Source organism: Microbispora sp. NPDC049633 (assembly GCF_040675265.1).
In the GTDB taxonomy this organism is placed as follows: Bacteria; Actinomycetota; Actinomycetes; order Streptosporangiales; family Streptosporangiaceae; genus Microbispora; species Microbispora maris.
On the sequence record NZ_JBFAOO010000031.1, the window covers coordinates 1 to 21,198 of the forward strand.

Sequence of the window (21,198 nt, forward strand, 5' to 3'; positions counted from 1 at the left end):
CCGCGCACTCCTGCGCGCGCTGACGTTCCCGCTCACGCTGGCGGGCTCGCTGCTGTCGGCCGCCGCGTGGCCGGGACTGCCCGCCGCCGCGGCGGCGTTCGCGGCGCTGTGGGCGGGCTCGGGGGCGCGACTGGAGCCGGAGTGGTGGACGAGGCCGGTGCCCGTCACCATCGCCGGCGTCGCGTTCGGTGTCGTCAGCGGCGCGATCATCGGCCGCGAGATCGAGCGCGCGGGAGCGGCCATTCCCGGCCTGCGGCGGGAGGGCCTGCGCGCGCTCGCCGTCCTGGGCGGCTTCGTCGCGCTCTGCGCGGCGGCCGTGCGCGCCGTGGCCTTCTTCTTCTGACGGCCTTCCTCTGACGGTCGCGGGCAGCCCGCGGGCGCGTCCCGAGGGTCAGTTCTCGCGGCGGGCGAAGCGGTTGAAGATACGCTCGCCGGCGTTGACCGCGCCCTCGGCGACGTCACGCAGCACGCCGATGAACGGGTCCTGCGACTGGGCCCAGGACTCGCGGTAGGAGTTGGCCGCCGCCTTGATCTCTTCGGTGATCTTGGCGTTGGCGTCGTCCTCCCGACGGGGGTAGTCGCCCGCGATGATGCGCTCGTACTCGCCGCTGCGACGCCACCGGTCGAGCTCGGCGACCCGGGTCACCGCGAAGGGGTGGGTCGTGCCCAGCATGTTGAGGACCTTCAGCAGGCCGTCCCGCACGTCGCCCGCGGTGTCGTACTCCCTGGCCTGGTCGAGGAACGCCTCGATGTTCATCTCGTGCAGGCGCGAGCCGCCGGCGAGCTTCATGAGCGCCCGCAGCGCGGCGTCGGGGTCCTGCCCGGCGAGCAGGCCGCCGCGGTCGGCGGACATCTCCGCCTTGCGCTGCCACTCCTCCAGCGCGGCGACGATGACACGCAGGCCGATGTAGCCGAGCGGGATCCAGGCGACCCGCGTGGCCAGGCGGGTCAGGATCGCGAGCATCGTGCCGTAGACGGCGTGGCCCGACAGGATGTGCGAGGTCTCGTGGCCGATGACGAAGCGCAGCTCCTCCTCGTCCATCAGGTCGAGCAGCCCCGTCGAGACGATGATGAACGGCTCGTCGAAACCGATCGCCATCGCGTACGCCTTGGGGTCCTGCTGCACGTAGATCTCGGGGATCCTGTGCAGGTCGAGGATGTAGGCGCTGTCGCGGCCCATGTCGTGCAGGGCGCGGAACTGGGTGTCGGTGGTGCGCACCGCGGAGGCCAGGAACATCAGCCGGAGCCGGCGCTCGCTGAACAGGCCGGACGTGCGCTTGAGCACGGCGTCGAAGCCGGACAGCGAACGCATCGCGACCAGGGCGGAACGGTCGGCGGGATGTTCGTAGGCTCGTGAGCTGATGCCGGTCAGCTGCACGCGATTGCGATCGGGAGTGGTCATGTCCCGCATGCTATGTCTCACGAGCCGGACGCGCGCGGGACGCCGTGAGGAGCCCGGGCCGTCCGGGCAGGGGCCGGTTTCGGGTGTGGTCCGGTAGGCGCGTTATCGTCCGTGCATGCGAAACGGGACGGCGATCCGGCGACTGGGCGTGATGGGCGGGACCTTCGACCCGATCCACCACGGCCACCTGGTGGCGGCGAGCGAGGTGGCCCACCATTTCGATCTCGACGAGGTGGTGTTCGTCCCGACCGGCCGGCCCTGGCAGAAGGCCGAGCAGACCGTGTCCTCGACCGAGGACCGCTACCTGATGACGGTCATCGCCACCGCCTCGAATCCCCGCTTCTCGGTCAGCCGGGTGGACATCGACCGGCCCGGCCCGACGTACACGATCGACACGCTGCGGGACATCGCCGCGGTGTACGGCCCGGAGGTGGAGCTGTACTTCATCACCGGCGCCGACGCGCTCGCGCAGATCCTCAGCTGGCGCGACGTCGACGAGCTGTTCACCATCGCGCACTTCGTCGGCTGCACGCGGCCCGGTCACACCCTGAAGGACCCCGGCCTGCCGGCGGGCAAGGTCAGCCTGGTCGAGATCCCGGCCCTGGCGATCTCCTCCTCCGAGTGCCGCGACCGGGTGGCCGCCGGGGAGCCCATCTGGTATCTGGTCCCCGACGGCATCGTGCAGTACATCAACAAGCGCCGCCTGTACCGCGATCCGGAGTCCTGACCGACCCCTCGTCCACCGCGGCTCGGGCGCCGCGACCACGGGGAAGCACCGGGCTCGACCCTCCCTCTCCGCCGCTCCGTGTGGGGCAACCTCCCTGAAAGCCGGTTGCAAGAGGCCTGTCCCAGACTGCACTCGCCGGTGGACAACGCCTGGCCGCCGTGGCCGCCGCGGACGGCAGGGCAGAGACACCGGCTTGTCCTGACGCGTCGAGGCGCGTTTTCTCGGGAGGGGCGTATCCCATGCTCATCAAGTCTTCGGGTGGACGCACGATCGCCGCTTTGACGGTCGGGGTGCTCGCCGGGTCCCTCTTCGCGGCGGGCGGCATCGCCGCCGCGTCCTCGGACGCGGACGTCATCCACGCTTGCGTCAAGAACAGATCGGGCGACGTGCGCATCGTCGCCGAGACGACCACGTGCAAAGCCGGCGAACGCAAGCTTTCGTGGAACGAGAGCCTTCCCCAGGGACCGGCCGACTCGGTCAAGGCGAGCGTCGAGCGTGCGGACTTCGACTTTCCCGGCGGGGGGAACAAGATCGTTTACTGTCCCGGCGGGAAGACCGCGACGGGCGGAGGGTTCTTTCTCGACGAGCCCGCGGAGAACGGCCGGGAGATCATCGCGAGTGCTCCTTTCGTGTCCAAGGACAAGCCGACGGGCTGGCTTGCCGTCGCCAGGAAAGCCAAGGGCAGCGTCTACGTGATCTGTGTCTGATGTCCGCCCGGCAGGGCCGGGAGAGTCAGGCGAGGTCGGATCGGCCATCGCGGGGTGATCGCTGCGCTCCGTCGGAACGCGGGAGCCCGGGGCGCAGGCAGCACGCCGCGGCGAGCGCGCCGCCGATCGCCGCCGCGTACAGCAGCGGACGGTAGGAGGTCAGGGCGAGGAGCCCGGCGCCGAGCGCCATCCCCACAGCGGTCGGGACGAACAGCACGGTGTTGGCGGTGGCGGACACCGTGGCGAGCAGGTCGCGGGGTGTGATCCGCTGTACGGCGGTGAAGGCGGCGACCAGCACCCAGGGCAGGCCCAGCCCCGACAGCAGGCTCGCCACCGCCACGACGGGCTCCCAGGGGGTGGCGCGCAGTGCCACCGAGACGGTGAAGAGGAGCCCTCCGGCGGCGGACAGCCGCGCCTCCCCGATCCGGCGCAGCACCGGCCCCGCGATCAGGCCGCCGAGGATCGTGCCGCCGCCCTGGATCGCGGACAGCACGCCGGTGAAGCCCGGCTCCCGGTGGAGACCCTGGTCGACCACGGCGAAAACCACCGCCCCGCTGACGCCGGAGACCAGCATCAGCGCCGCCCCGGACAGCACGAGGCGGCGCAGGAGCGGGTCGCCGAACAGGAATCGCGCCCCGTCCGCGGTCCGGGCCGCCCAGCCGCGCGTCACACGGGCGCGCCGGGCGGGGGCGGCGGGCAGGCGCAGTGAGCCGAGCAGCCAGGCGCCGGCCGCGAAGGTGGCCGCGTCGAGCGCGACCACCGCGTCGCCGCCCGCGACGGTGAAAAGCCCGGCGCCGAGCAGGGGCGCGGCGAGGCGGGTGCCCTCCGACGCGCTCATGCGCAGCCCGTTGACCGCGGGCAGCAGCGCCTCCGGCACGGCCGCGGGCAGGACGGCCGCCTCCGCGGCGTCGAGCAGGACGAAACTCACGCCGTAGAGCACCAGCACCGCGAACAGCAGCCAGACCTGCCCGGGGGAGCGGACCAGGAAGAGCAGGCAGAGCGCCGCGCCCATCACGACGTTGGTCCAGATCAGCACGGGCCGGGCGCCGAGGAGGTCGACCAGCGCGCCGAGGGCCGGTCCGGCCGCCGTCGGCGCCCAGAAACAGAAGGCGGTGAGACCGGCGAGACTGTCGGACCCGGTCAGCGACTTCACCCAGATGCCCGCGACCAGGGACAGGGCCATGGTGCCGAAACCGGAGCCCACGACGGCGCTCAGGTAACGACGGGCGTTGTGGTCGGCGAGAGCGGCTTTCACGACGATCGATGATCGCCGCAGACAACCCCCAAGTCAATGCTTGGGGGTCGTGATGGTGTTTACTTTCCGCCATGACGGAGGCGGATCCCAAGCTCAGGGCGCTCGCGCATCCGGTGCGGCTGCGCATGCTCTCGCTGATGTGGGGCACGCCCATGTCGGCGGCCGAGCTGTCCCGTGAGCTGGGCATCTCCCACGCCCTCGCCAGTCACCACCTGCGCTGCCTGGACGACGCCGGGCTGGCCGAGCTGGCCGACGTACGCGTCCGGCGCGGCGGCCGTGAGCGCCGTTACCGGGCGACGAGGGGAACACCGCTGACCGAGCAACTGGACGGCTTCCCGCTGCTGGCCGAGGCACTGGCCAGGGCGCTGCGCGAGCGGGCCGGGCGGCGGCGCGCGGACGAGGAGGGGGTGACGGCCGACGCCGAGCTGTGGGTCGAGCCCGAGTTGTGGCACGACGTCCGCGCCAGGATCCTCGCCGCGATCGTCGACCTGCACGAGGGCGCGGCGGCCCCCCGCACGCCGGGCACCATCCGGGTCGGCGCCACTGTCGCGGCCTTTCCTCTGCTGGAATCCACGGGCTCCGAAGGACGTTGAATTCCTGATCCCGGGCATAACTCCGGAATCGCCGAGGTGTGCCGGTAGGGTCTCCCCGGGAAAGCCGGTTGTAGGGGACACGCGAACTGTGCACCCTGGTAAGAGCCCGTCAACGGAGGACAGAACCGAATCGTGACAGCATCCGAGAGATCGATCCAGCTCGTGCGGGTGGCGGCCGAGGCCGCCGCCGAGAAGCTGGCCGACGACATCATCGCCTACGACGTGAGCGAACAGCTCGTCATCACCGACGCCTTCCTTCTCTGCTCCGCCTCCAACGACCGCCAGGTCCGGGCGGTCGTCGACGAGATCGAGGAGCGCCTGCGCGTCGAGGCCGACGCCAAGCCCGTACGCCGTGAGGGCGAGCGGGAGGGGCGCTGGGTCCTGCTCGACTACCTCGACATCGTGGTGCACGTGCAGCACGAGGAGGACCGCAACTTCTACGCGCTGGAGCGCCTGTGGAAGGACTGCCCGTCCATCGAACTGCCGGAGAGCGTCAAGCGCGTGGCCGAGCAGCGCGGGCACGGAGCGGCCCGGTGACGAACGCCATTATCGGGGCGGCGCGATGAGCCGTCGCGTCGTCTGCCTGCGGCACGGGCAGACGCTGTGGAACGTCGAGAAACGCTTCCAGGGGCACACCGACATCGCGTTGGACGAGACCGGCGTCGCGCAGGCGGCCAGGGCGGCCTCCCTGCTCGCGGCGCTGCGGCCCACCATGCTCGTCTCCTCCGACCTGCGACGCGCGTACGACACCGCGTCGGCCCTCGGCCGGCTCACCGGACTCGACGTCGCCGTGGACAAGGACCTGCGCGAACGCGGCGGCGGTGAGTGGGAGGGCCTGACCCGCGACGAGATCAGGGCGGGCTGGCCGGTCGAGTACGAGGCGTGGGAGGCTCCGGGCGGCGAGGACGTGGCGCACGTCGCCGATCGCGTCGCCGACGCGATCGGGCGCTGGGCGTCCCGCCTCGACGAGAACGGCCTGCTGGTCGTCGCCTCGCACGGCGCCGCGCTGCGGCTCGGCATCTGCCGGCTGCTCGGGCTGCCGCAGGAGCTGTGGTCCGCGCTCGGCAGCCTGGGCAACTGCTCGTGGTCGGTCCTGGAGGAGGGCCGCCGCGGCTGGCGCCTGCTGGAGCACAACGCCGGCACGCTGCCGGAGCCGATCAGCAGCGACGACAGCCCGGCCGCCACCGCCGACGCCTGATACGGGTGTGACCGGTGACGATTAGGTAAACGGACGGGCATACCTATATGCTCTCCGAGCGCCGCGCCGGGAGCACCCGGAGCGGTGGCAAGGGGCTATAGCGCAGCTGGTAGCGCACTTCCATGGCATGGAAGGGGTCTGGGGTTCGAATCCCCATAGCTCCACTCACGACGACTGGAACTTTCACGCTCGTCTCTCGCGTGACCTGCGGGCCCGCGCAGGGCCCCGCCGCGGACGTTGACTCGCCTCCGGCCGCTGTCCGACTCTTCCGGCGTGAGACGTCACAGTGCCCTCCTCCTCGCGGCCGCCGTGGCGGGCTCGGCCCTCACGGCCCCGGCCCCGGCGCACGCGGCGGCGTGGGAGACGGTCGTCGACACCGGCTCGTTCGCCGGCTACTCCGCTCTGGAGTCGGAGTGGAAGTACCTGTATCCCTGGGGGTCCGACCACAACGGCTCCGCCCGGATGTACGGCTCGTCGAGCGACCACAACCACATATCGCTGTCCGGCGGGGTGCTGACGCTGACGGCCACCAGGATCACCTGGGACGAGGGCACGAGCACCGCCGACCCGCATCCGGCGATCCACTACCACTCCGGCGCGATCCACGCCCGCGACCAGGTCGTGGTGAACGACCAGTTCCCCAACTGGGAGGTCAAGGGGGACTTCCAGGCGCCGTCGTCCCGGGGGACCTGGCCGGCGTTCTGGCTCACCGGGGTGAACAGCTGGCCGCCCGAGAGCGACATCCTGGAGTTCAAGGGCGACAGCCGCAACTGGTTCAACACGTTCCGGACCTCGTCCGATGTGGACAGCACGATCGTGGGCGTGTCGTCGCCCGGTTCCTGGCACACCTATCGGGCGTGGATCACCAAGGTGAGCGCCACGGACGTGGACATCCACTACTACGTGGACGGCCAGTGGAAGGCCGTCCACCACGCCCGTGGCTTCGTCGGCAAGCCGATGTGGCTGATCATCAACCTGCAGATGGAGGGCTCGTCCGGCTCCCCGGGCCCGAGCGCCGCCACGTACTACCGCGCCCGCAACGTCTACGTCGGGCGCTCCCGCGCCTGACGGTGGGTCACAGGCTCTTGAGATAGGCGAGCGACGGCATGAAGAAGTACTCGCCGCCCTTCATCGTCACGGTCTGGGGGATCTGCCGCTGGGGCGCGCTGAGTTTCGTGTCGCCCCATGCCTTCGGGTAGCGCACCTTGACGTCCCGCTTGCCCTGGCCGATCACCGGGTCGTGGCCGGTGCCCTCGGCCGGGAAATCGGGATTGTCGGCCCAGGTCTGCTGGGTGAACTCGAACTGAGCCTGCAGGCTGGAGTTGAAGGCCATGAACAGCAGGCCCACCCCGCCCGTGGGTCTGGTCGCCGGGGGCGCGTCGTCCCACGGCCTGTCGGTGCGCCTGCCGTACGTCTGGCCGCGCCGGGCCATCATGACGCCGAGCGCGCGCTCCAGCCCGCCGTCCCGCGAGTCGCGCGGGTTGGCCTTGCGGATGTGCGCGCTCACCGGGCACTTCGGCCCGGAATCGTCGCGGTAGCTGAAGTCGTTCTGCACCGGGTGGCCCTCGGAGCTCGGCTTGCCGTGCAGCCGCAGCGGGGTGCCGTTGCGGAACCGGCCCACCAGCATCGCGCCCGCGAGCGGCCGGTCGTCGCCCTTCAGCCCCAGCGCGTCGGCGAGGGTCTCCTCGGCCTCGCGGAACGCGCGGACGTTCTGCTCCAGCTTGCGCAGGACGAGATAACTGCCGAAGTGCCGGCTCGGGTGTGGGGCGAGCGGGTCGGCCACGAGCACGTGGCTCAGCGGGAAGAACGGGTTCCAGTTGGTGCCGGACTCGGCGGCCACCTGGTCGGCGAGGAACAGCGGCTGGCTGCGCCCGTCCACGTAGCCGAAGTGCTCGATGCCCCGGCCCTGGGCGTCGCGCAGGCCCTCGCCCTTCTCCTCTCCGACGATCTTCGCGGTCTTCGGCAGCAGCGCGAGGACCCGCGTGCGGGTGGCGGCGACCGGCTCGGATGTGGCGTCGCCGATCAGCACGATCGCGTGGATCTCCTCCTGGTAGTGCTTCTCCCAGGCGCCGACCGCGGGGTCGCTCAGCGTGTCCTTACGCCGCTTCATTCCCGATTTGAACGCGTTGTCGGTGAATTTCGTGGTGGATTCGCCCAGTTTGAGATAGCCGAGCTTGCTGATTCCCACGCCCACGTACGGCGTGCCGGGCTTCTTCGAGCGGTTGAAGTCGCGGACCTCCTCCAGGTGCTTCCTGGCCGATTTCATCAGCGGCACGAGGGAGCGCAGGAAGCGCCTGCCGTCCGGGCCGTCGCCGAAGCGCACCAGCAGCAGGGACAGGCTCTCCCGTACGTGCCCCTGCAGAATGTTCGGCTGCAGGTTGTCGAGCATCGCCTTGGTGTCGGCGTCGAGTTTCGCCGAATCCCATGCGAGCGGCTTCCCGTTGGACAGGTCGACAGGCATGTCGATTCCTTCCCCGTAGTGGAAATGTCGGGCCCCCACCGATAAGAGTCATCATCCACGGAAAAGGTTCGGTGCGCTCTGACTTTCCCTGTGCGGGGACGCGCCAGGTCAGGCCTATTCCGCACCACGGGGGTAGTGATCGGTCATGACGAAGAAACGGCCTGTCGGCGTTGAAGAGGAGTTCCTTGTCGTCGATCTCGAGACCCGGCGGCTGACGCCGCTGGCGGAGTCGATGCTGGAGCGGCTGCCGGACGAGGGGTTCGCGGCCGAACTGCAGCGGTCGGTGGTGGAGACCAACAGCACCCCGATGGAAGACCTGGCCGACGTACGGGCCGAGATCGTACGGCTGCGCCAGGCGCTCGTGGCGGCCGGCGAGCCGCTGGGGGTGGGCGTCATCGCCTCCGGCACGACCCCGATCACCGGCATCGAGGGCTACACGTTCACTCCCGGGGAGCGCTACCGCTACCTGTCGGAGTCCTACCGGTTCCTCGCCGAGGAGCAGCTCATCTGCGGGGCGCAGGTGCACGTGGAGATCGACGACAGGGACGTCGCGGTGCTCGCCGCCCAGCGCGTCGAGGCGTGGCTTCCCCCGCTGCTCGCGCTCAGCGCCAGCTCGCCGTACTGGATGGACGAGGACAGCGGGTACGCCAGCAGCCGGGCGCTGACCTGGCAGCGCTGGCCGACGGCAGGGCCCCTGGGCCCGTTCGCGGACGCGGCCGAGTACGACAGGACGGCCGAGGACCTGGTGGCCTCCGGCGTCATCGAGGATCGGGGGATGGTCTACTTCGACCTGCGGCTCAGCGCCCACGTGCCGACCGTGGAGATGCGCATCTGCGACTCCTGCCCGCTCGCCGACGACGTGGTGCTGCTCGCCGGGTTCTTCCGCGCCCTCATGACGAGGGAGATGGAGGCCGTGGAACGGGGCGAGCCGCCGGTCGGCGAGCAGCGCCTGGCGCTGCTGCGGGCGGCCAACTGGCGGGCGGCGCGGGACGGGCTGGAGGGCGACCTGCTGTCACCGGTGACGAGCCGGCCGGAGCCGGCCCCGCGGCTCATCTCCTGGATGCTGGAGGAACTGCGGCCGACCCTGGAGGATCTCGGCGACTGGGAGACCGTCTCGGAGCTCGCCGACGCCGCGCTGCGCCGGGGCAGCTCCGCCTCCCGTCAGCGGGGGGCGTACGCGGTCGACGGGAAGCCGGAGGACGCGGTCGACCTGCTGCTCGCCGAGACCCGGCAGCGCTAGTGCACGTGACGGGGCGGGAGATCGGACCGATAACCTACTGGCCATGTCACTGGCCATATCTGCGATCCCCGCCCCGAGTGCGGCGTGAACGGCGCGTATTCCGGCTGGCTGATCGGCGCCGCCCTGCTGCTGGCGCTGGCCGCCGTCGTCACCGCCGTGCGGGACCGGCCGATGGGGTCGGTGCTGCTGGCCGGGCTGGGACTGCTGGAGCTGGCCGTGCTCGCGCAGGCGGGTTTCGCGCTCGCCGGGCTCGGCCACGTCGCCGAGAAGGCGACCTTCATCGGCTACCTCGCGGGCACCGCGGTGATTCCGCCCGCCGCCATCTGGTGGGGCCGTGCGGAGCGTACGCGCTGGGGCCCGGGGGTCATCGCCGTGGCCGCCTTCACCGTGGCCGTCATGACCGGGCGGCTGCTGCAGATCTGGAACGCGGGCGCATGAGCGCTCCTTCCGGCGCCGGGCCGGGGCGCGTGCTCGTGGCCGTGTACGGGGTCTTCGCGCTGGCCGCGACGTCCCGCGCCGCCGTGCAGATCGCCACGCGGTTCGCCGAGGCGCCGCTGGCGTACGCGCTGTCGGCGTTCGCCGCAGTGGTCTACATCGTGCTCACGGTGGCGCTGGCCCGGGGCGCCCGGCGCCTGGCGGTGGCCGCCTGCCTGGTCGAGCTGGCCGGGGTGCTGGTGATCGGCACGCTGAGCCTGGCCGACCCCGCCGCGTTCCCGCACGCGACCGTGTGGTCCGGGTACGGCAGCGGGTACTTGTTCGTGCCGCTCGTGCTGCCCGTCGTCGGTCTGCTCTGGCTGCTGCGCGGCGTGCGCCGCTCGTAAAACGGCTTCTCGGGAAGCAAGGGAACAAATGAGAGCGATGGGGGCTTTGGTATGGTGCAAATCGTAGGATGACTGGATGAGGGGAGATGTTGCGGCGATGAGTGCCGTCGAGACGCGGAGGGGCGTGCTGCGAGCACCATGGAGGGCACCATGGGGAGCACGGCGCGGATCGATGGCGTGGCTGATCGCCGGAGGTATCGCCCTCGCCGCGCTGAACCTGCGCACCGCGGTGACCAGCGTTGGGACCGTGCTCGACGAGGTGAGCGCGGGTCTCGGCATGTCGGGGGCGATGACGGGGCTCCTCACCACGCTGCCGGTGATGAGCTTCGCCCTGTTCGGCGCCCTGACGCCGGCGATGTCCCGCAGGATGGGGGAACACAGGCTGCTGCTGGCCGCGATCGTCCTGCTCGCGGCCGGCCAGGCCGTGCGCTCCCTCGTCGACTCGGCCGTGCCGTTCATGGCGGCCAGCACGGTCGCGCTGGCGGGCGGCGCGGTCGGCAACGTCGTCATCCCCGCACTGATCAAGAGGCACTTCCCCCGGCGGGCGGGTGCGATGACCACCGTCTACTCGACGGCCCTCGCGGCCGGGACGATGGTCGCCGCCGCCGCGACCGTTCCCGTGCAGCAGGCCGCGGGAGGCAACTGGCATGTGGCACTCGGGGTGTGGGCGGTCCTGGCCGCCGTGGCCGCGATTCCGTGGCTCGCGCTCAGGCGCGGTGAGCCGGAGCGGCGCGACACCTCCGTGAGGGCCGGAGCCGACGGCCTCCTGCGCAGCAGGCTCGCCTGGGCCGTGGCCGGTTATTTCGGCTCGCAGTCGCTCATCGCGTATGTGATGTTCGGCTGGCTGCCGCTGCTGCTGCGGGACAACGGCTACACCGCCGGGCAGGCCGGTCTGGTCCTCGCCGTGTTCACCGGGCTCGGCATCCCCGTCTCCATGGCGGTGCCCGCGCTGGCGACCCGGCTGTCCGGCCAGCGCCCGATGGTGATCGCCTTCGCCGCCCTGTACGCGGTGGGCTTCGCGGGCCTGCTCACCGGGCAGGCGCTGTGGGCGTGGTCGATCCTCGTGGCCGTCGGCGGGGGCACGTTCCCGCTCGCGCTGGCGATGCTGGCCATGCGGACCCGCACCGCGGCGGGCACCGCCGCGCTGTCGGCCTTCGGGCAGAGCGCCGGATACCTCATCGCGGGTGCGGGGCCGATCACGTTCGGCCTGCTGCACCAGATGAGCGGTGGATGGGTGCTGCCGTTCGGCCTGCTGTTCGCCGCGCTCGCCGTGCAGGTGGTCACCGGGTGGTACGCCGCGGCCGACCGCGTGCTGGAAGACGAGACTCCCTCCGCGCCCGGCGGGCGGCGCGACGACCACGTCTCGCGGGGCGTGCGCGACCTCGTGGTGGGGCGGATGCGCCGGTCCGCCGACAAGGCGCGGCGTGCGCGGTCGGGTGACGGCGTCACCGCGGCCCGGCCCCGCCTGACCCGTCCGGCCGGGCGGCGCGGTGCGGGCCGAGGAGATGATCGCCGCAGGTCGGCCTCCCGCTGAGGCCGCTCATCCGGGTTTACCTCTCCCTCTCGGGGCAGGCGTAGGTGCAGAAACCCACGAGAGAAGGAGAAGGCATGAGCTCGATCGAGCAGTCAATCGACGTGAATGTCCCGATCCGCACCGCGTACAACCAGTGGACGCAGTTCGAGAGCTTCCCGGAGTTCATGGAGGGCGTGGAGTCGGTCAAGCAGATCGGCGACACGCGCACCGACTGGGTCGTCGAGATCGCGGGTGTCCGCCGGGAGTTCGAGGCGGAGATCACCGAGCAGCACCCCGACGAGCGGGTGGCCTGGCGCTCGGTGGACACGCCGCGGCAGGCCGGCGTCGTCACCTTCCACCGGATCGACGACGACACCACCCGCGTCACTCTGCAGATGGAGTACGACCCCGAGGGCTTCCTGGAGAAGGCCGCGGACGCCCTGCAGATCGTCCGCATGCGGGTTAAGGGCGACCTGGAGCGTTTCAAGACCTTCATCGAGTCGCGCGGCAGCGAGACCGGCGCCTGGCGCGGTGAGGTTCCCGGCCCGCACCAGCAGGGCGGCACGGGGACCGGCGGGTCCGGCACGGGGTATGACATCGGCGAGCCGATGCCGCCCCAGACCGTGAACCCGGGGTATCCGCGCGAGACGCCGCTGCCGCCGCCCGGCACCGGCCCGATCCCGCCCGCTCCCGGCACCGGCCCCGTTCCCGGCACCGGCCCGCTGCCGCCGCGTGACACGCCCGGTCCGGTGATCTGATCCAGGCGTCGGCAAGCCCATCTCCCGATATTCGGGAGATGGGCTTGTTATTTGCGGGAGATCGGAAATTTATTTTGCCATGATATGATGGCAAAACATTCCTATAGCCTCACGGGTGTATTCATTGGATCGATCGATAGGGATGCCGCCCGTGTGCTACGAACCCGATGCCGTGCCGCCTGTCCACGGCTCTCCGCGTACGACCGTGACCTCCGGGCGTGCCGTTCTCACCTCGGCCGACGGAGCGAGATTCGCGGCCTTCCTGTCCCGGCCCGGCCGTCCGTCCGGCGCGGCGGTGCTCGTCCTGCCGGACAACCGGGGGTTGTCGGGGTTCTACGAGCGTCTTACCGAGCGGCTCGCGGAGCAGGGCCACACCGCTCTCGCCATTGACTATTTCGGACGTACGGCGGGCACCGGCCCCCGGCCCGAGGACTTCCCCTTCATGGAGCACCTGGGCAGAGCGCACAAGGACGGGCTTTTCGCCGACATCGCCGCGGGCGCCGCGCATCTGCGCGCGGAGGGGTGCGAGGAGATCGTCTCGCTCGGTTTCTGCTTCGGCGGCAGGCTCGCGTTCATGGCGGCCCGGCCCGGCTTCGGGCTCGCCGGCACGATCGGCCTGTACGGCTATCCGGACGTGTTGTTCGGCAACCCCGGCCCCACGCAGATGGCCGGCGAGCTGCGCGGGCCGATCCTGGGACTGTTCGGCGGCGCCGACGAGGGCATCTCCCCCGAAGTGGTGAGCGCGTTCGGCGAGGCGCTCGACGGTGCCGGGGTGGCGCACGAGTTCGTCACCTATCCGGGGGCGCCGCACAGCTTCTTCGAGCTGGGCCGCCCGGAGCTGACAGAGGCCTGCGGCGACGCCTGGGCGCGGATCCTGGGATTCCTCACCGGGGAGCGTCCGGGAGAGCGGACAGCCCGAGGCGACCTGACCTCGCCTCGGGCTGCCACGATGCAAGACTAAGCCTTCCTGCTCCGGCTGCGCGCACCGGCACCCCCGAAAGTGCCTAAATGGTGATGCGGTGAGCCGCTTGGGCGCGTTACGGTGCCCGCGTGACATTGATCGTCTCTCCGCCGCCCGCCCGCGAGCGGGCGGCGTCCTCCGGTGAGCCGGGCCCGGGCGGCCCGGCCGGTGGCTCCTGCCCGCGTACGGGAATCGGGCCCACCTCACTGGAGAGACGTCGATGAACCATGCTCCAGCCCTGTCCGTACGGCAGGGCCTTGTCTACGTGTCCACCGCCGCGATCGCCTGGGGAACCGGGGGACCGGCGGGGGCGTTGCTGCACGGTGCGGGACAGCTGAGTCCCGTCGCCGTGTCGTTCTGGCGCTTCGCCTGCGGCGCGGTGCTCCTGCTCGCCGTCGCCCGCAGCCGCCCCTCCTGGCGGGCGGTGCTGTTCGTCGGCCCCGCGATGGCGGTCTGCCAGGCCGCATACTTCGCGGCGATCGCCCAGGCCGGGGTCGCGGTCGCCACGATGATCACGATGGGCGCGACCCCGCTCCTGGTGGCGGCCGGTGGCCGGGTCTTCCTGGGCGAACCGCTGCGCCGCACCGGCCTCGCGTGCGCCGCGCTCGCCGTCTGCGGCCTCGCCATGCTCGTGGGAGGGGCGGACGCGGTCACTCCGGCCGGCGCCGGCTACTCGCTGCTGTCGGCGGCGGCCTACTCCCTCGTCACCCTCACGACCCGCCGGATGCCCGCGGACGGCGTGGCCGTGTGGGGGTTCGCCGGGGGCGCGGCCTGCCTGCTCCCGCTCGCCGCCGCCGGAGGGCTCCTGCCCGCCGGGCACGCCGTGACCAACGTGCTGCTGCTCGGCTACCTGGCGGCCGTGCCGACGGCGCTCGCGTACGGGCTGTTCTTCGCGGGGCTGCGCGTCGTGGGCGGCACCACGGCGTCGGTCCTGTCCCTCATCGAACCGCTCGTCGCCGCCGTCATCGGCGTCGTGCTGCTCGGGGAGCGCGTGTCCGCCGTACAGGCTGGTGGCGCGGTCGTGCTCCTGTGCGCCCTCGCCTGGCTCGCCCGCGGTGAGCTGCGCGGCGAACCGGCGGGAGCGTCACAGCAGGGCGAAGCGAGCTGTTAGCGATACCATCTCGTGAGTGGTACGAATACGCGGTCACCAGGCGGAACGTGTTTCGCAAGGCTCGTGACGCAACAGTGGTCATGTCAGTATTGACAGGGCTCGCTGTTACCGCAAACACTCAGGAAACCTGACGAACGAGCGGGGACGCGGCGGATGACGAAAGTCCGGCCTGGAGAGAAGCCGGCCGAACGCCCCAGGGCGGCGGTCATGGAGGACGTCGCGGAGCTGGCGGGGGTGTCGGCGATGACGGTGTCGAGAGTGCTGAACGCCCCGGAGAAGGTGCGCCCGGAGACCCGCGCGCGTGTTCTCGCGGCGGTCCGCGAGCTGGACTACCGGCCCAATTCGGCGGCGCGGGTCCTGGTGACCGGCCGCTCGGGCGTGCTGGGGGTCGTCTGCTTCGACACCACGTTGTACGGCCCGGCCTCCACGTTGTTCGGCATCGAGCAGGCGGCCAGGGACAGCGACTACCTCGTCAGCATCGCCAGCCTGCCCGCGCTCAACCGCAGGTGGATCACCAGGGGGATCGACCGTCTGCGGTCCCAGTCGGTGGACGGCGTCATCGTCGTCGCGCCGCACGAGTCGGCCGCCGAGGGGCTGCGGAACCTTCCCCCGGGGCTCCCGGTGGTCGACGTCGGCGGGGGATCGGACCTGCCGGTGCCGGTGGCGGCGGTGGACCAGTGCGCCGGCGCCGCCCGCGCCACCCGCCACCTGCTCAGTCTCGGTCACCGCACGGTGTGGCACCTGTCGGGCCCGCCCAACTGGATCGACGCGAACGGCCGGGTGGCAGGCTGGCGGTCGGTGCTGGAGGCGGAGGGCAGAGAGGTTCCCGAGCCGCTGGTCGGCGACTGGACCGCCCACTCCGGTTACGAGATCGGCAAGCGGCTCGCCCGCGAGCCCGACGTGACGGCGATCTTCGTGGCCAACGACCACATGGCGATGGGCGTGCTGCGGGCCCTGCGGGAGGCGGGCCGGCGGGTTCCCGAGGACGTGAGCGTCGTCGGGTTCGACGACGTCCCCGAGGCGGCCTACTTCTGGCCGCCCCTGACGACCGTACGGCAGAACTTCGGCGAGGTCGGACGGCAGGCGTTCCAGCTCCTGCTGGACCGCATCGCGGGCGCGGAAGGCGAGGCGAGACGCATGGTGGAACCCGAACTCGTGGTGAGGGAGAGCACCGGCGCGAGCCCCTGAGAGCTTCCGCCCGGCTCGCGAGCGAGCCGGGCGGAAAACCGCGTCCCGCCGGTCTAGGCCCCCGGCGGGACGCGTGGAACACGCCTTCCTCCGGGGATCGTCCCATATGCGGGCGCCCGCTGCGGTGATCGGACACAGCGAGGAACGGCGGCAGGCGTGGACACGCCTGCCGCCGCTCACGGATGGAGGCCGCCCCGGGTGGCGGGTCCTACGGTTTCACCTGCAGGGTGAGGGTGGTGGTCGACGGCCGGAAGCGGGCGTCACCGGAGTAGGAGACGGTGAGCTCGTGCGTGCCGGCCGGCAGGTCGAGGCCGAGCTCGGTCTTGCCCTGGCCGCCCGGGTTGAGCGTGCCTTCACCGAGGATGGTCGCGCCCTCGGACACGGTCACCTCGCCGGTCGCGCCCTTCGGGCTGACGCTGTAGTGAACCTGGACCTTCTTGCCCTGCTTCACCTGCTTGGGCGAGGCGTGGGCGGTGACGGTGGTGTCGGCCCGTGTGTCTTCGCCGAGGCGGATGAACGTCACCGAGTGGGCGGGGAAGTCGTAGGTGAACGACTCGGAGAAGCCGCTCACCTCCCGCTCGACGGGGGCGATCTTCGTGGGCTCGGTGAGCGAGTTCACGGCGGCGGGGTCACCGGTGAGCGAGGTGACGACGGCCTTCGGCGCGATCTTGGCGTTGCCGAGGTCGATCATGCTGCGCACGGCGGTGTCCTGGACGTTGACGGCCTTGATCACGACGTCGCCGGTGTCGCTGTCCTTCGAGACCACCTGGTAGAGCGGCTCGACGGAGGCGTTGTCGATGAAGTCGTTGATCTTCTGGCCGTCCAGCCAGGTGGTGATGCGCCGCCCGGCGACCTGAATCTTGATCGTGTAGTCGCGGCCGGTCTGGACGGTCGTGCCGGAGGTCGCGATCGACGACTTGGCGCCGTTGGTGGCCTTCTCGATGGCCGACTGGGTGTTGTTCCAGCCGCCGATGTTCCACCAGTAGAAGTCGCCGGTGTCCTTCGCGCCGAACATCACCAGGAAGCCCTCGGCGCCGCCGGTCTTGCGGGCCGTGACCTCCAGTGTGTAGTTGGACCAGTCCGCCGAGCCGGCCGTGGACCGGGCGTCGGTCACGCCGGCCGTCTGGACGTACGCGCCGTCCTGCACGCCCCACGTCCCCTGACCGGGAGTCCACTTGCCCGCGCCGTTCGAGAAGTCGTCGCTGAACAGAACCGTGCCGTCGGCTCCGGTCACCTTGACGTCGTCGTAGCGGACCTGGGTGCTCCAGGAGCCGAGGCCGATGGCGCCCTTGATGTCGTCCACCGGCAGGGGACTCGCCTTGTACGTGCTCGGCAGCACGGTGTCGCCCACGTTGCGGGAGAACATGCGCTGCACGTAGTAGCTGGGCGAGCCGTACACCTGGTCGTTGTCGAACCAGATGAGGTCCGGCGTCCAGTTGACGTAGTCGACGTTGGACAGCAGCGGCGCGTACGACGCGAGCTCGACGACGTCGGAGTTGCGCTCGATGCCGGTCAGGTACGACGCCTCGGTCAGCGCGTTCCAGTACGTGTTGCCCTTCGAGGCGTACTCCCCGACGAACACATGCGGGCCGTTGCGGTCGTAGGTGTCGTAGCGGTGGTTGTTGGCCAGGAACCAGCTCGGGTCGTTGTAGTAGTGCTCGTCGACCAGGTCGGCCTTCTGGTCACGCGCGAACTGCCACATGCGGTCGAACCAGGTGCCCTGGGAGGTCTGGCCGGAGTTCGAGAGGATCCTGATGTCCGGGTACTCGGCCCGGATCGCGTTCGCGAACTTGGGATAGTTCGTGAAGAACTCGTTGTAGATCTCCTCGTTGCCGAGGCCGATGTACTTCAGGCCGAACGGCTTGGGGTGTCCCATGGCGGCACGCTTGGAGCCCCAGGTGGAGTCGGCCGGGCCGTTGGCGAACTCGATGAGGTCGAGCGTGTCCTGAACCCAGCGCCGCAGCTTGGCCTCGTCGGTCAGCGGCCGATTCTCGTTGCAGCCGTTGACACCCACCGACAGGACCGGCAGCGCCTCGGCGCCCAGGTCCTCGGCGAACTGGAAGTACTCGTAATACCCGATGCCGTACGTCTGGTTGTAGCCCCAGAAGTTGAAGTTGGTCGGCCGCTCCTCGACCGGGCCGAGCGTCTCCTTCCACTGGTAGATGCGGCGCCGGTCCTGGTTGAGCGAGTACGGGTCGTAGGTGCCGACATTGGTCACGCAGCCGCCGGGGAAGCGCAGGAAGCGCGGCTTGAGCGCCGCGATCGTCTCGGCGAGGTCCTTGCGCATGCCGTTCGGGCGGCCCTTGAAGGTGTCCTTCGGGAACAGCGAGATCATGTCGAGGTCGACCCGGCCGGCACCGCCGGCCAGCACGACCAGGCGTGCCGCGTCGCTGGTCTCGCTCGCGGTGATCGTCGCGGTGTACTTCTTCCACTCGGCCGACCGCGCGTCGATCGTGGCGGTGCCGTACACCTTCGAGCCGTCGGCGTTCTCGATCGTCGCGGTGATCGGGCCGCCGCTGGTGCGCCGGGCGAACAGCGACAGGTCGTACTCCTTGCCGGTTTGCACGGCGATGCCACTGTTGAAGCCCGCGTTGCGCACGCCGACGCCGGTGCCGGGCGTGGCGATGTCGAGCCGCAGGAAGTTGCGGTTGTTGCTGTTCAGCGGCTGATCGCCGGTGACCGCGGCCGTACCGGTCGCGCCCCCGCGCTCGACCTTGGTCCACGCGGTCAGGCCGTTGTAGCTCCGGTTGTCGACCGAGTTGAACTCGAAGGACCGGTTCTGTACGAGCTCGGCGTACAGGCCGCCGTCGGCCGCGTGGTTGATGTCCTCGTAGAAGATGCCGTACAGGTTGGGGCCGACCTTGGTGCCGGCCGCGGTGGTGTCCACCGTGAGCTCGCCGACGTCCTCGGCGTAACCCTCGACCTGGAATTTCGTTCCCTGTGCCGCTGAGTCCCGGGCCGTGGCGACGAGCGTGCCGTCGCTCACCGCGATCTGCTTGTCCCCGGCGGACAGGTACACCTTGCCGCCGCCCGCGTCACGGAGCCGGAACGCTCCGGCCGCGGAGCCGAGGCGCAGCGTGGAGTCGCCGGCGACGCGCAGGTAGCCCTTGCCGTTCAGGTCCTCGAGCGCCACCGTGCCGTCGCCCTTGTCCTCGGCGGTGAGCGCGAGGCTCGTCATGCCCTGGGCGCCGGAGGCGGCCACCCGCCCGTCCTCGGCAACCGACAGGTACGGCGTGGCGCCGGCCGCGCGCAGCGTGAACGGCCCGGACGGCACGACCGTCCTGCCCTCGGCCGTCTTGACGGCGAAGTAGTCGAAGTCGGCCGTGACGGGCGTGCCGTTCTGCGCGGACAGCGCGAACAGGCCGACCTGCTTGACGTTGAGCGTGGCGGCCACTTTGGACGCCTGCACCCAACCGGAGCCGTCCCAGTAGGCGCTGGTGAACTCGTTCCCCGACCTGGTCAGCTTCAGGATCTCCCCGGTCGAGCCGGGGCGGCTCGCGAACGCCGCGGTGAAGGCGGCCTTGACCTCGGTGTCGGTCTCGATCACGTTGCCGCCGGAAGATCCGACGTGGGCGAGGCCGGTGCGGACGTAGTTGTCCCAGTCCTGCCAGGCGAAGATGCCGGCGCTCTGGTAGTCGAGCGCCACCGGGGCGCTGAACTTCGCGACGACTTCGAAGTCCCCGGCGGGGACGTCCATGAGGAAGATGTTCCTGGCCGAGTTGTCGGTCTGGTAGGTGTCGCCTTTCAGCGAGTGGAGTCGCAGGCTGCCGGGCTGCTCGCGCAGCGACCACTGCGTGTCGTCGGGGTTGAGAACCTGCCAGTCGGGACCGAGCGCGGCGGCGTCGAACTGGTCGACGGCCGCGCCCGCGGGGACCGGGTCGGCGGTTTCGGCCTGAGCGGGCGTGGTGAAGAGCACGCCGCTCACCGTGCCACTCAACAGGGCCGCCGATAAGGCCAGTGACCAGGCCTTTCTGATCATGTGGGGGGCTCCTCCGCTAGTCTGTTAGCGCTAACATCGCCGGGTGATCGCATAGTGAGCGCTAACAAGCTGGATTCGGCCCCCAGTTAAGAGCCCTATGGCATGTCCGTCAATAGGAGGTTAACGCGATGTTTCGGTGTGACCGGACCGTAACCGGCCGCCTCCTTGACGGGAGGTCGTGTTAACGCTCACAGTCTTCCCAAGCACTTGAGAGGAGCGCCAGTGAGGCCGAACGTCGACCGCCGCCCGCCCGTCATGGCCGACGTGGCCAGGCTGGCCGGGGTGTCGCACCAGACGGTCTCGCGGGTGCTCAACGACCATCCGAACGTCCGCGCCGAGACCCGCACCCGGGTCATGCGGGCCATCGACCAGCTCGGTTACCGCCGCAACCTCGTCGCCCGGGCACTGGTCACCAAGCACTCGCGCACGCTGGGCGTGGTCAGCTTCGACACGACGCTGTACGGCCCCGCGAGCACGGTATACGGAATTGAACAGGCCGCGAGGGACGCGGGCTACTTCGTCAGCATCGTGAGCCTGCGAACCATCGACAGGGCCGGTGTGAACGACGCGATCGGCTACCTCGCCGAGCAGGGGGTGGACGGCATCGTCGTCGTCGCCCCGCAGCGTTCGGCGGCCCGGGCGCTCGACGACCTGCCGGCGGGCATGCCCGCCGTGGCCGTCGAGGGCTGGCATCAGGGCGATGTCTCCGTGGTCAGCGTCGACCAGGTCGAGGGCGCCAGGCTGGCGACCTCGCACCTGCTCGACCTCGGACACGAGACCGTCTGGCATGTCAGCGGCCCGGCCGACTGGTTGGAGGCCGAGGGCCGGATCGAGGGCTGGCGCGGGGTCCTGACCGCCGCGGGCCGGCCCGTCCCCGGCTCGTTGACCGGCGACTGGAGCCCGCGCTCGGGTTACCGGGCCGGCAAGCAGCTCGCCGCCATGGCCGGCGACGTCACCGCGGTGTTCGTCGCCAACGACCAGATGGCGCTCGGGCTCCTGCGCGCGTTCACGGAGGAGGGGGTGAAGGTCCCCGAGCAGATCAGCATCGTGGGCTTCGACGACATCCCTGAGTCGGAGTTCTTCTCCCCGCCGCTCACCACCATCAGACAGGACTTCGGGGCCGTCGGCAGGCGCAGCATCGACGTGCTGCTCAGGCAGATCGAGTCGGGCGAGTCGCTCCCCCATGAGCGTCTCGTCGTGCCTCCCCAGTTCGTGTTCAGGGGAAGCACGGCCGCGCGCTAGCCGTACGGAGACAACGAATAATCAGCGCTGCGCCCACCTGGG

General features: G+C 70.6%; 19 protein-coding genes, 1 tRNA gene and 1 pseudogene. 17 read left to right on the forward strand and 4 right to left on the reverse strand.

Going from position 1 to position 21,198, the window contains the following annotated elements; all coding sequences use genetic code 11:
* A pseudogene (locus tag AB0J39_RS10965) lies at positions 1 to 343 on the forward strand (serine/threonine protein kinase); the annotation flags it as partial.
* Between the two features lie 48 nt (positions 344 to 391).
* Here the strand turns inward: AB0J39_RS10965 and AB0J39_RS10970 are convergent.
* Positions 392 to 1,411 (reverse strand): M48 family metallopeptidase, encoded by a 1,020-nt coding sequence (locus tag AB0J39_RS10970; RefSeq protein WP_363463284.1) that lies wholly within the window; start codon positions 1,409 to 1,411, stop codon positions 392 to 394.
* Between the two features lie 106 nt (positions 1,412 to 1,517).
* Between AB0J39_RS10970 and nadD the strand changes: the two genes are divergently transcribed.
* Together nadD and AB0J39_RS10980 are read left to right on the forward strand one after the other, a co-directional pair.
* Positions 1,518 to 2,129 carry a nicotinate-nucleotide adenylyltransferase gene (nadD, locus tag AB0J39_RS10975; RefSeq protein ID WP_363463218.1) on the forward strand — a complete coding sequence of 204 codons (612 nt, stop codon included), beginning with the start codon at positions 1,518 to 1,520 and terminating at the stop codon, positions 2,127 to 2,129.
* A gap of 158 nt (positions 2,130 to 2,287) precedes the next feature.
* Positions 2,288 to 2,836, forward strand: a complete 549-nt coding sequence (locus AB0J39_RS10980; protein WP_363463219.1) for a hypothetical protein — start codon at positions 2,288 to 2,290, stop codon at positions 2,834 to 2,836.
* 25 nt (positions 2,837 to 2,861) lie between these two features.
* Here the strand turns inward: AB0J39_RS10980 and AB0J39_RS10985 are convergent, their stop codons facing one another.
* The gene (locus AB0J39_RS10985; protein WP_363463220.1) at positions 2,862 to 4,091 is read right to left on the reverse strand and encodes an MFS transporter; all 1,230 of its coding nucleotides are present in this window, start codon (positions 4,089 to 4,091) and stop codon (positions 2,862 to 2,864) included.
* A 71-nt stretch (positions 4,092 to 4,162) separates the two neighbouring features.
* Between AB0J39_RS10985 and AB0J39_RS10990 the strand changes: the two genes are divergently transcribed.
* The 5 genes from AB0J39_RS10990 (at position 4,163) to AB0J39_RS11010 (ending at position 6,950) form a co-directional block, all read left to right on the forward strand.
* Entirely contained in the window at positions 4,163 to 4,684 is a 522-nt protein-coding gene (locus tag AB0J39_RS10990; RefSeq protein WP_363463221.1) for a winged helix-turn-helix domain-containing protein, read from the forward strand.
* Between the two features lie 132 nt (positions 4,685 to 4,816).
* Complete coding sequence (gene rsfS / locus AB0J39_RS10995) at positions 4,817 to 5,221, forward strand: ribosome silencing factor (protein WP_169984765.1); 405 nt, start codon at positions 4,817 to 4,819, stop codon at positions 5,219 to 5,221.
* Positions 5,222 to 5,246: 25 nt separating this feature from the next.
* On the forward strand, positions 5,247 to 5,882 hold the full coding sequence (locus AB0J39_RS11000; RefSeq protein ID WP_363463222.1) for a histidine phosphatase family protein: 636 nt from the start codon (positions 5,247 to 5,249) through the stop codon (positions 5,880 to 5,882).
* A gap of 91 nt (positions 5,883 to 5,973) precedes the next feature.
* A tRNA-Ala gene (locus AB0J39_RS11005) sits at positions 5,974 to 6,046 on the forward strand.
* 109 nt (positions 6,047 to 6,155) lie between these two features.
* A complete protein-coding gene (locus AB0J39_RS11010) occupies positions 6,156 to 6,950 on the forward strand; it encodes a family 16 glycosylhydrolase (protein WP_363463223.1) in 795 nt (264 codons plus the stop codon).
* A 7-nt stretch (positions 6,951 to 6,957) separates the two neighbouring features.
* Here AB0J39_RS11010 and AB0J39_RS11015 read toward each other — a convergent pair whose 3' ends face one another.
* Entirely contained in the window at positions 6,958 to 8,343 is a 1,386-nt protein-coding gene (locus AB0J39_RS11015; RefSeq protein WP_363463224.1) for a hypothetical protein, read from the reverse strand.
* Positions 8,344 to 8,488: 145 nt separating this feature from the next.
* On the opposite strand from AB0J39_RS11015, the gene AB0J39_RS11020 reads away from it, so the two are divergent.
* The 8 genes from AB0J39_RS11020 to AB0J39_RS11055 all read left to right on the forward strand — a co-directional run bounded on the left by AB0J39_RS11020 (position 8,489) and on the right by AB0J39_RS11055 (position 15,935).
* On the forward strand, positions 8,489 to 9,583 hold the full coding sequence (locus tag AB0J39_RS11020; protein WP_363463225.1) for a glutamate--cysteine ligase: 1,095 nt from the start codon (positions 8,489 to 8,491) through the stop codon (positions 9,581 to 9,583).
* A gap of 84 nt (positions 9,584 to 9,667) precedes the next feature.
* Positions 9,668 to 10,021 (forward strand): hypothetical protein, encoded by a 354-nt coding sequence (locus AB0J39_RS11025; protein ID WP_363463226.1) that lies wholly within the window; start codon positions 9,668 to 9,670, stop codon positions 10,019 to 10,021.
* On the forward strand, positions 10,018 to 10,404 hold the full coding sequence (locus AB0J39_RS11030; protein ID WP_363463227.1) for a hypothetical protein: 387 nt from the start codon (positions 10,018 to 10,020) through the stop codon (positions 10,402 to 10,404). The genes AB0J39_RS11025 and AB0J39_RS11030 overlap by 4 nt, the downstream gene beginning before the upstream one ends.
* Before the next feature lie 172 nt (positions 10,405 to 10,576).
* Entirely contained in the window at positions 10,577 to 11,938 is a 1,362-nt protein-coding gene (locus AB0J39_RS11035) for an MFS transporter (protein WP_363463228.1), read from the forward strand.
* A gap of 74 nt (positions 11,939 to 12,012) precedes the next feature.
* Positions 12,013 to 12,675, forward strand: a complete 663-nt coding sequence (locus AB0J39_RS11040; protein WP_363463229.1) for an SRPBCC family protein — start codon at positions 12,013 to 12,015, stop codon at positions 12,673 to 12,675.
* Positions 12,676 to 12,880: 205 nt separating this feature from the next.
* On the forward strand, positions 12,881 to 13,636 hold the full coding sequence (locus AB0J39_RS11045) for a dienelactone hydrolase family protein (RefSeq protein WP_363463230.1): 756 nt from the start codon (positions 12,881 to 12,883) through the stop codon (positions 13,634 to 13,636).
* 220 nt (positions 13,637 to 13,856) lie between these two features.
* Complete coding sequence (locus tag AB0J39_RS11050) at positions 13,857 to 14,747, forward strand: EamA family transporter (RefSeq protein ID WP_363463231.1); 891 nt, start codon at positions 13,857 to 13,859, stop codon at positions 14,745 to 14,747.
* A 153-nt stretch (positions 14,748 to 14,900) separates the two neighbouring features.
* Positions 14,901 to 15,935: a LacI family DNA-binding transcriptional regulator gene (locus tag AB0J39_RS11055; RefSeq protein ID WP_363463232.1), complete on the forward strand. Its 1,035-nt coding sequence runs from the start codon at positions 14,901 to 14,903 to the stop codon at positions 15,933 to 15,935.
* A 208-nt stretch (positions 15,936 to 16,143) separates the two neighbouring features.
* Here the strand turns inward: AB0J39_RS11055 and AB0J39_RS11060 are convergent, their stop codons facing one another.
* Positions 16,144 to 19,914, reverse strand: coding sequence for an alpha-L-arabinofuranosidase C-terminal domain-containing protein (locus AB0J39_RS11060; RefSeq protein WP_363463233.1), 3,771 nt, complete (start codon positions 19,912 to 19,914; stop codon positions 16,144 to 16,146).
* Positions 19,915 to 20,169: 255 nt separating this feature from the next.
* On the opposite strand from AB0J39_RS11060, the gene AB0J39_RS11065 reads away from it, so the two are divergent.
* The gene (locus tag AB0J39_RS11065; protein ID WP_363463286.1) at positions 20,170 to 21,156 is read left to right on the forward strand and encodes a LacI family DNA-binding transcriptional regulator; all 987 of its coding nucleotides are present in this window, start codon (positions 20,170 to 20,172) and stop codon (positions 21,154 to 21,156) included.
* Positions 21,157 to 21,198 lie beyond the last annotated feature (42 nt).

Excerpts from the sequence above, each read along its gene's own strand:
- AB0J39_RS10970 (WP_363463284.1), bottom strand. The coding sequence starts at position 1,411 with ATGCGGGACATGACCACTCCCGATCGCAATCGCGTGCAGCTGACCGGC.
- nadD (WP_363463218.1), top strand. The coding sequence starts at position 1,518 with ATGCGAAACGGGACGGCGATCCGGCGACTGGGCGTGATGGGCGGGACC.
- AB0J39_RS10990 (WP_363463221.1), top strand. The coding sequence starts at position 4,163 with ATGACGGAGGCGGATCCCAAGCTCAGGGCGCTCGCGCATCCGGTGCGG.
- AB0J39_RS11000 (WP_363463222.1), top strand. The coding sequence starts at position 5,247 with ATGAGCCGTCGCGTCGTCTGCCTGCGGCACGGGCAGACGCTGTGGAAC.
- AB0J39_RS11015 (WP_363463224.1), bottom strand. The coding sequence starts at position 8,343 with ATGCCTGTCGACCTGTCCAACGGGAAGCCGCTCGCATGGGATTCGGCG.
- AB0J39_RS11020 (WP_363463225.1), top strand. The coding sequence starts at position 8,489 with ATGACGAAGAAACGGCCTGTCGGCGTTGAAGAGGAGTTCCTTGTCGTC.
- AB0J39_RS11030 (WP_363463227.1), top strand. The coding sequence starts at position 10,018 with ATGAGCGCTCCTTCCGGCGCCGGGCCGGGGCGCGTGCTCGTGGCCGTG.
- AB0J39_RS11035 (WP_363463228.1), top strand. The coding sequence starts at position 10,577 with ATGGCGTGGCTGATCGCCGGAGGTATCGCCCTCGCCGCGCTGAACCTG.
- AB0J39_RS11040 (WP_363463229.1), top strand. The coding sequence starts at position 12,013 with ATGAGCTCGATCGAGCAGTCAATCGACGTGAATGTCCCGATCCGCACC.
- AB0J39_RS11050 (WP_363463231.1), top strand. The coding sequence starts at position 13,857 with ATGAACCATGCTCCAGCCCTGTCCGTACGGCAGGGCCTTGTCTACGTG.
- AB0J39_RS11055 (WP_363463232.1), top strand. The coding sequence starts at position 14,901 with ATGACGAAAGTCCGGCCTGGAGAGAAGCCGGCCGAACGCCCCAGGGCG.
- AB0J39_RS11060 (WP_363463233.1), bottom strand. The coding sequence starts at position 19,914 with ATGATCAGAAAGGCCTGGTCACTGGCCTTATCGGCGGCCCTGTTGAGT.
- AB0J39_RS11065 (WP_363463286.1), top strand. The coding sequence starts at position 20,170 with ATGGCCGACGTGGCCAGGCTGGCCGGGGTGTCGCACCAGACGGTCTCG.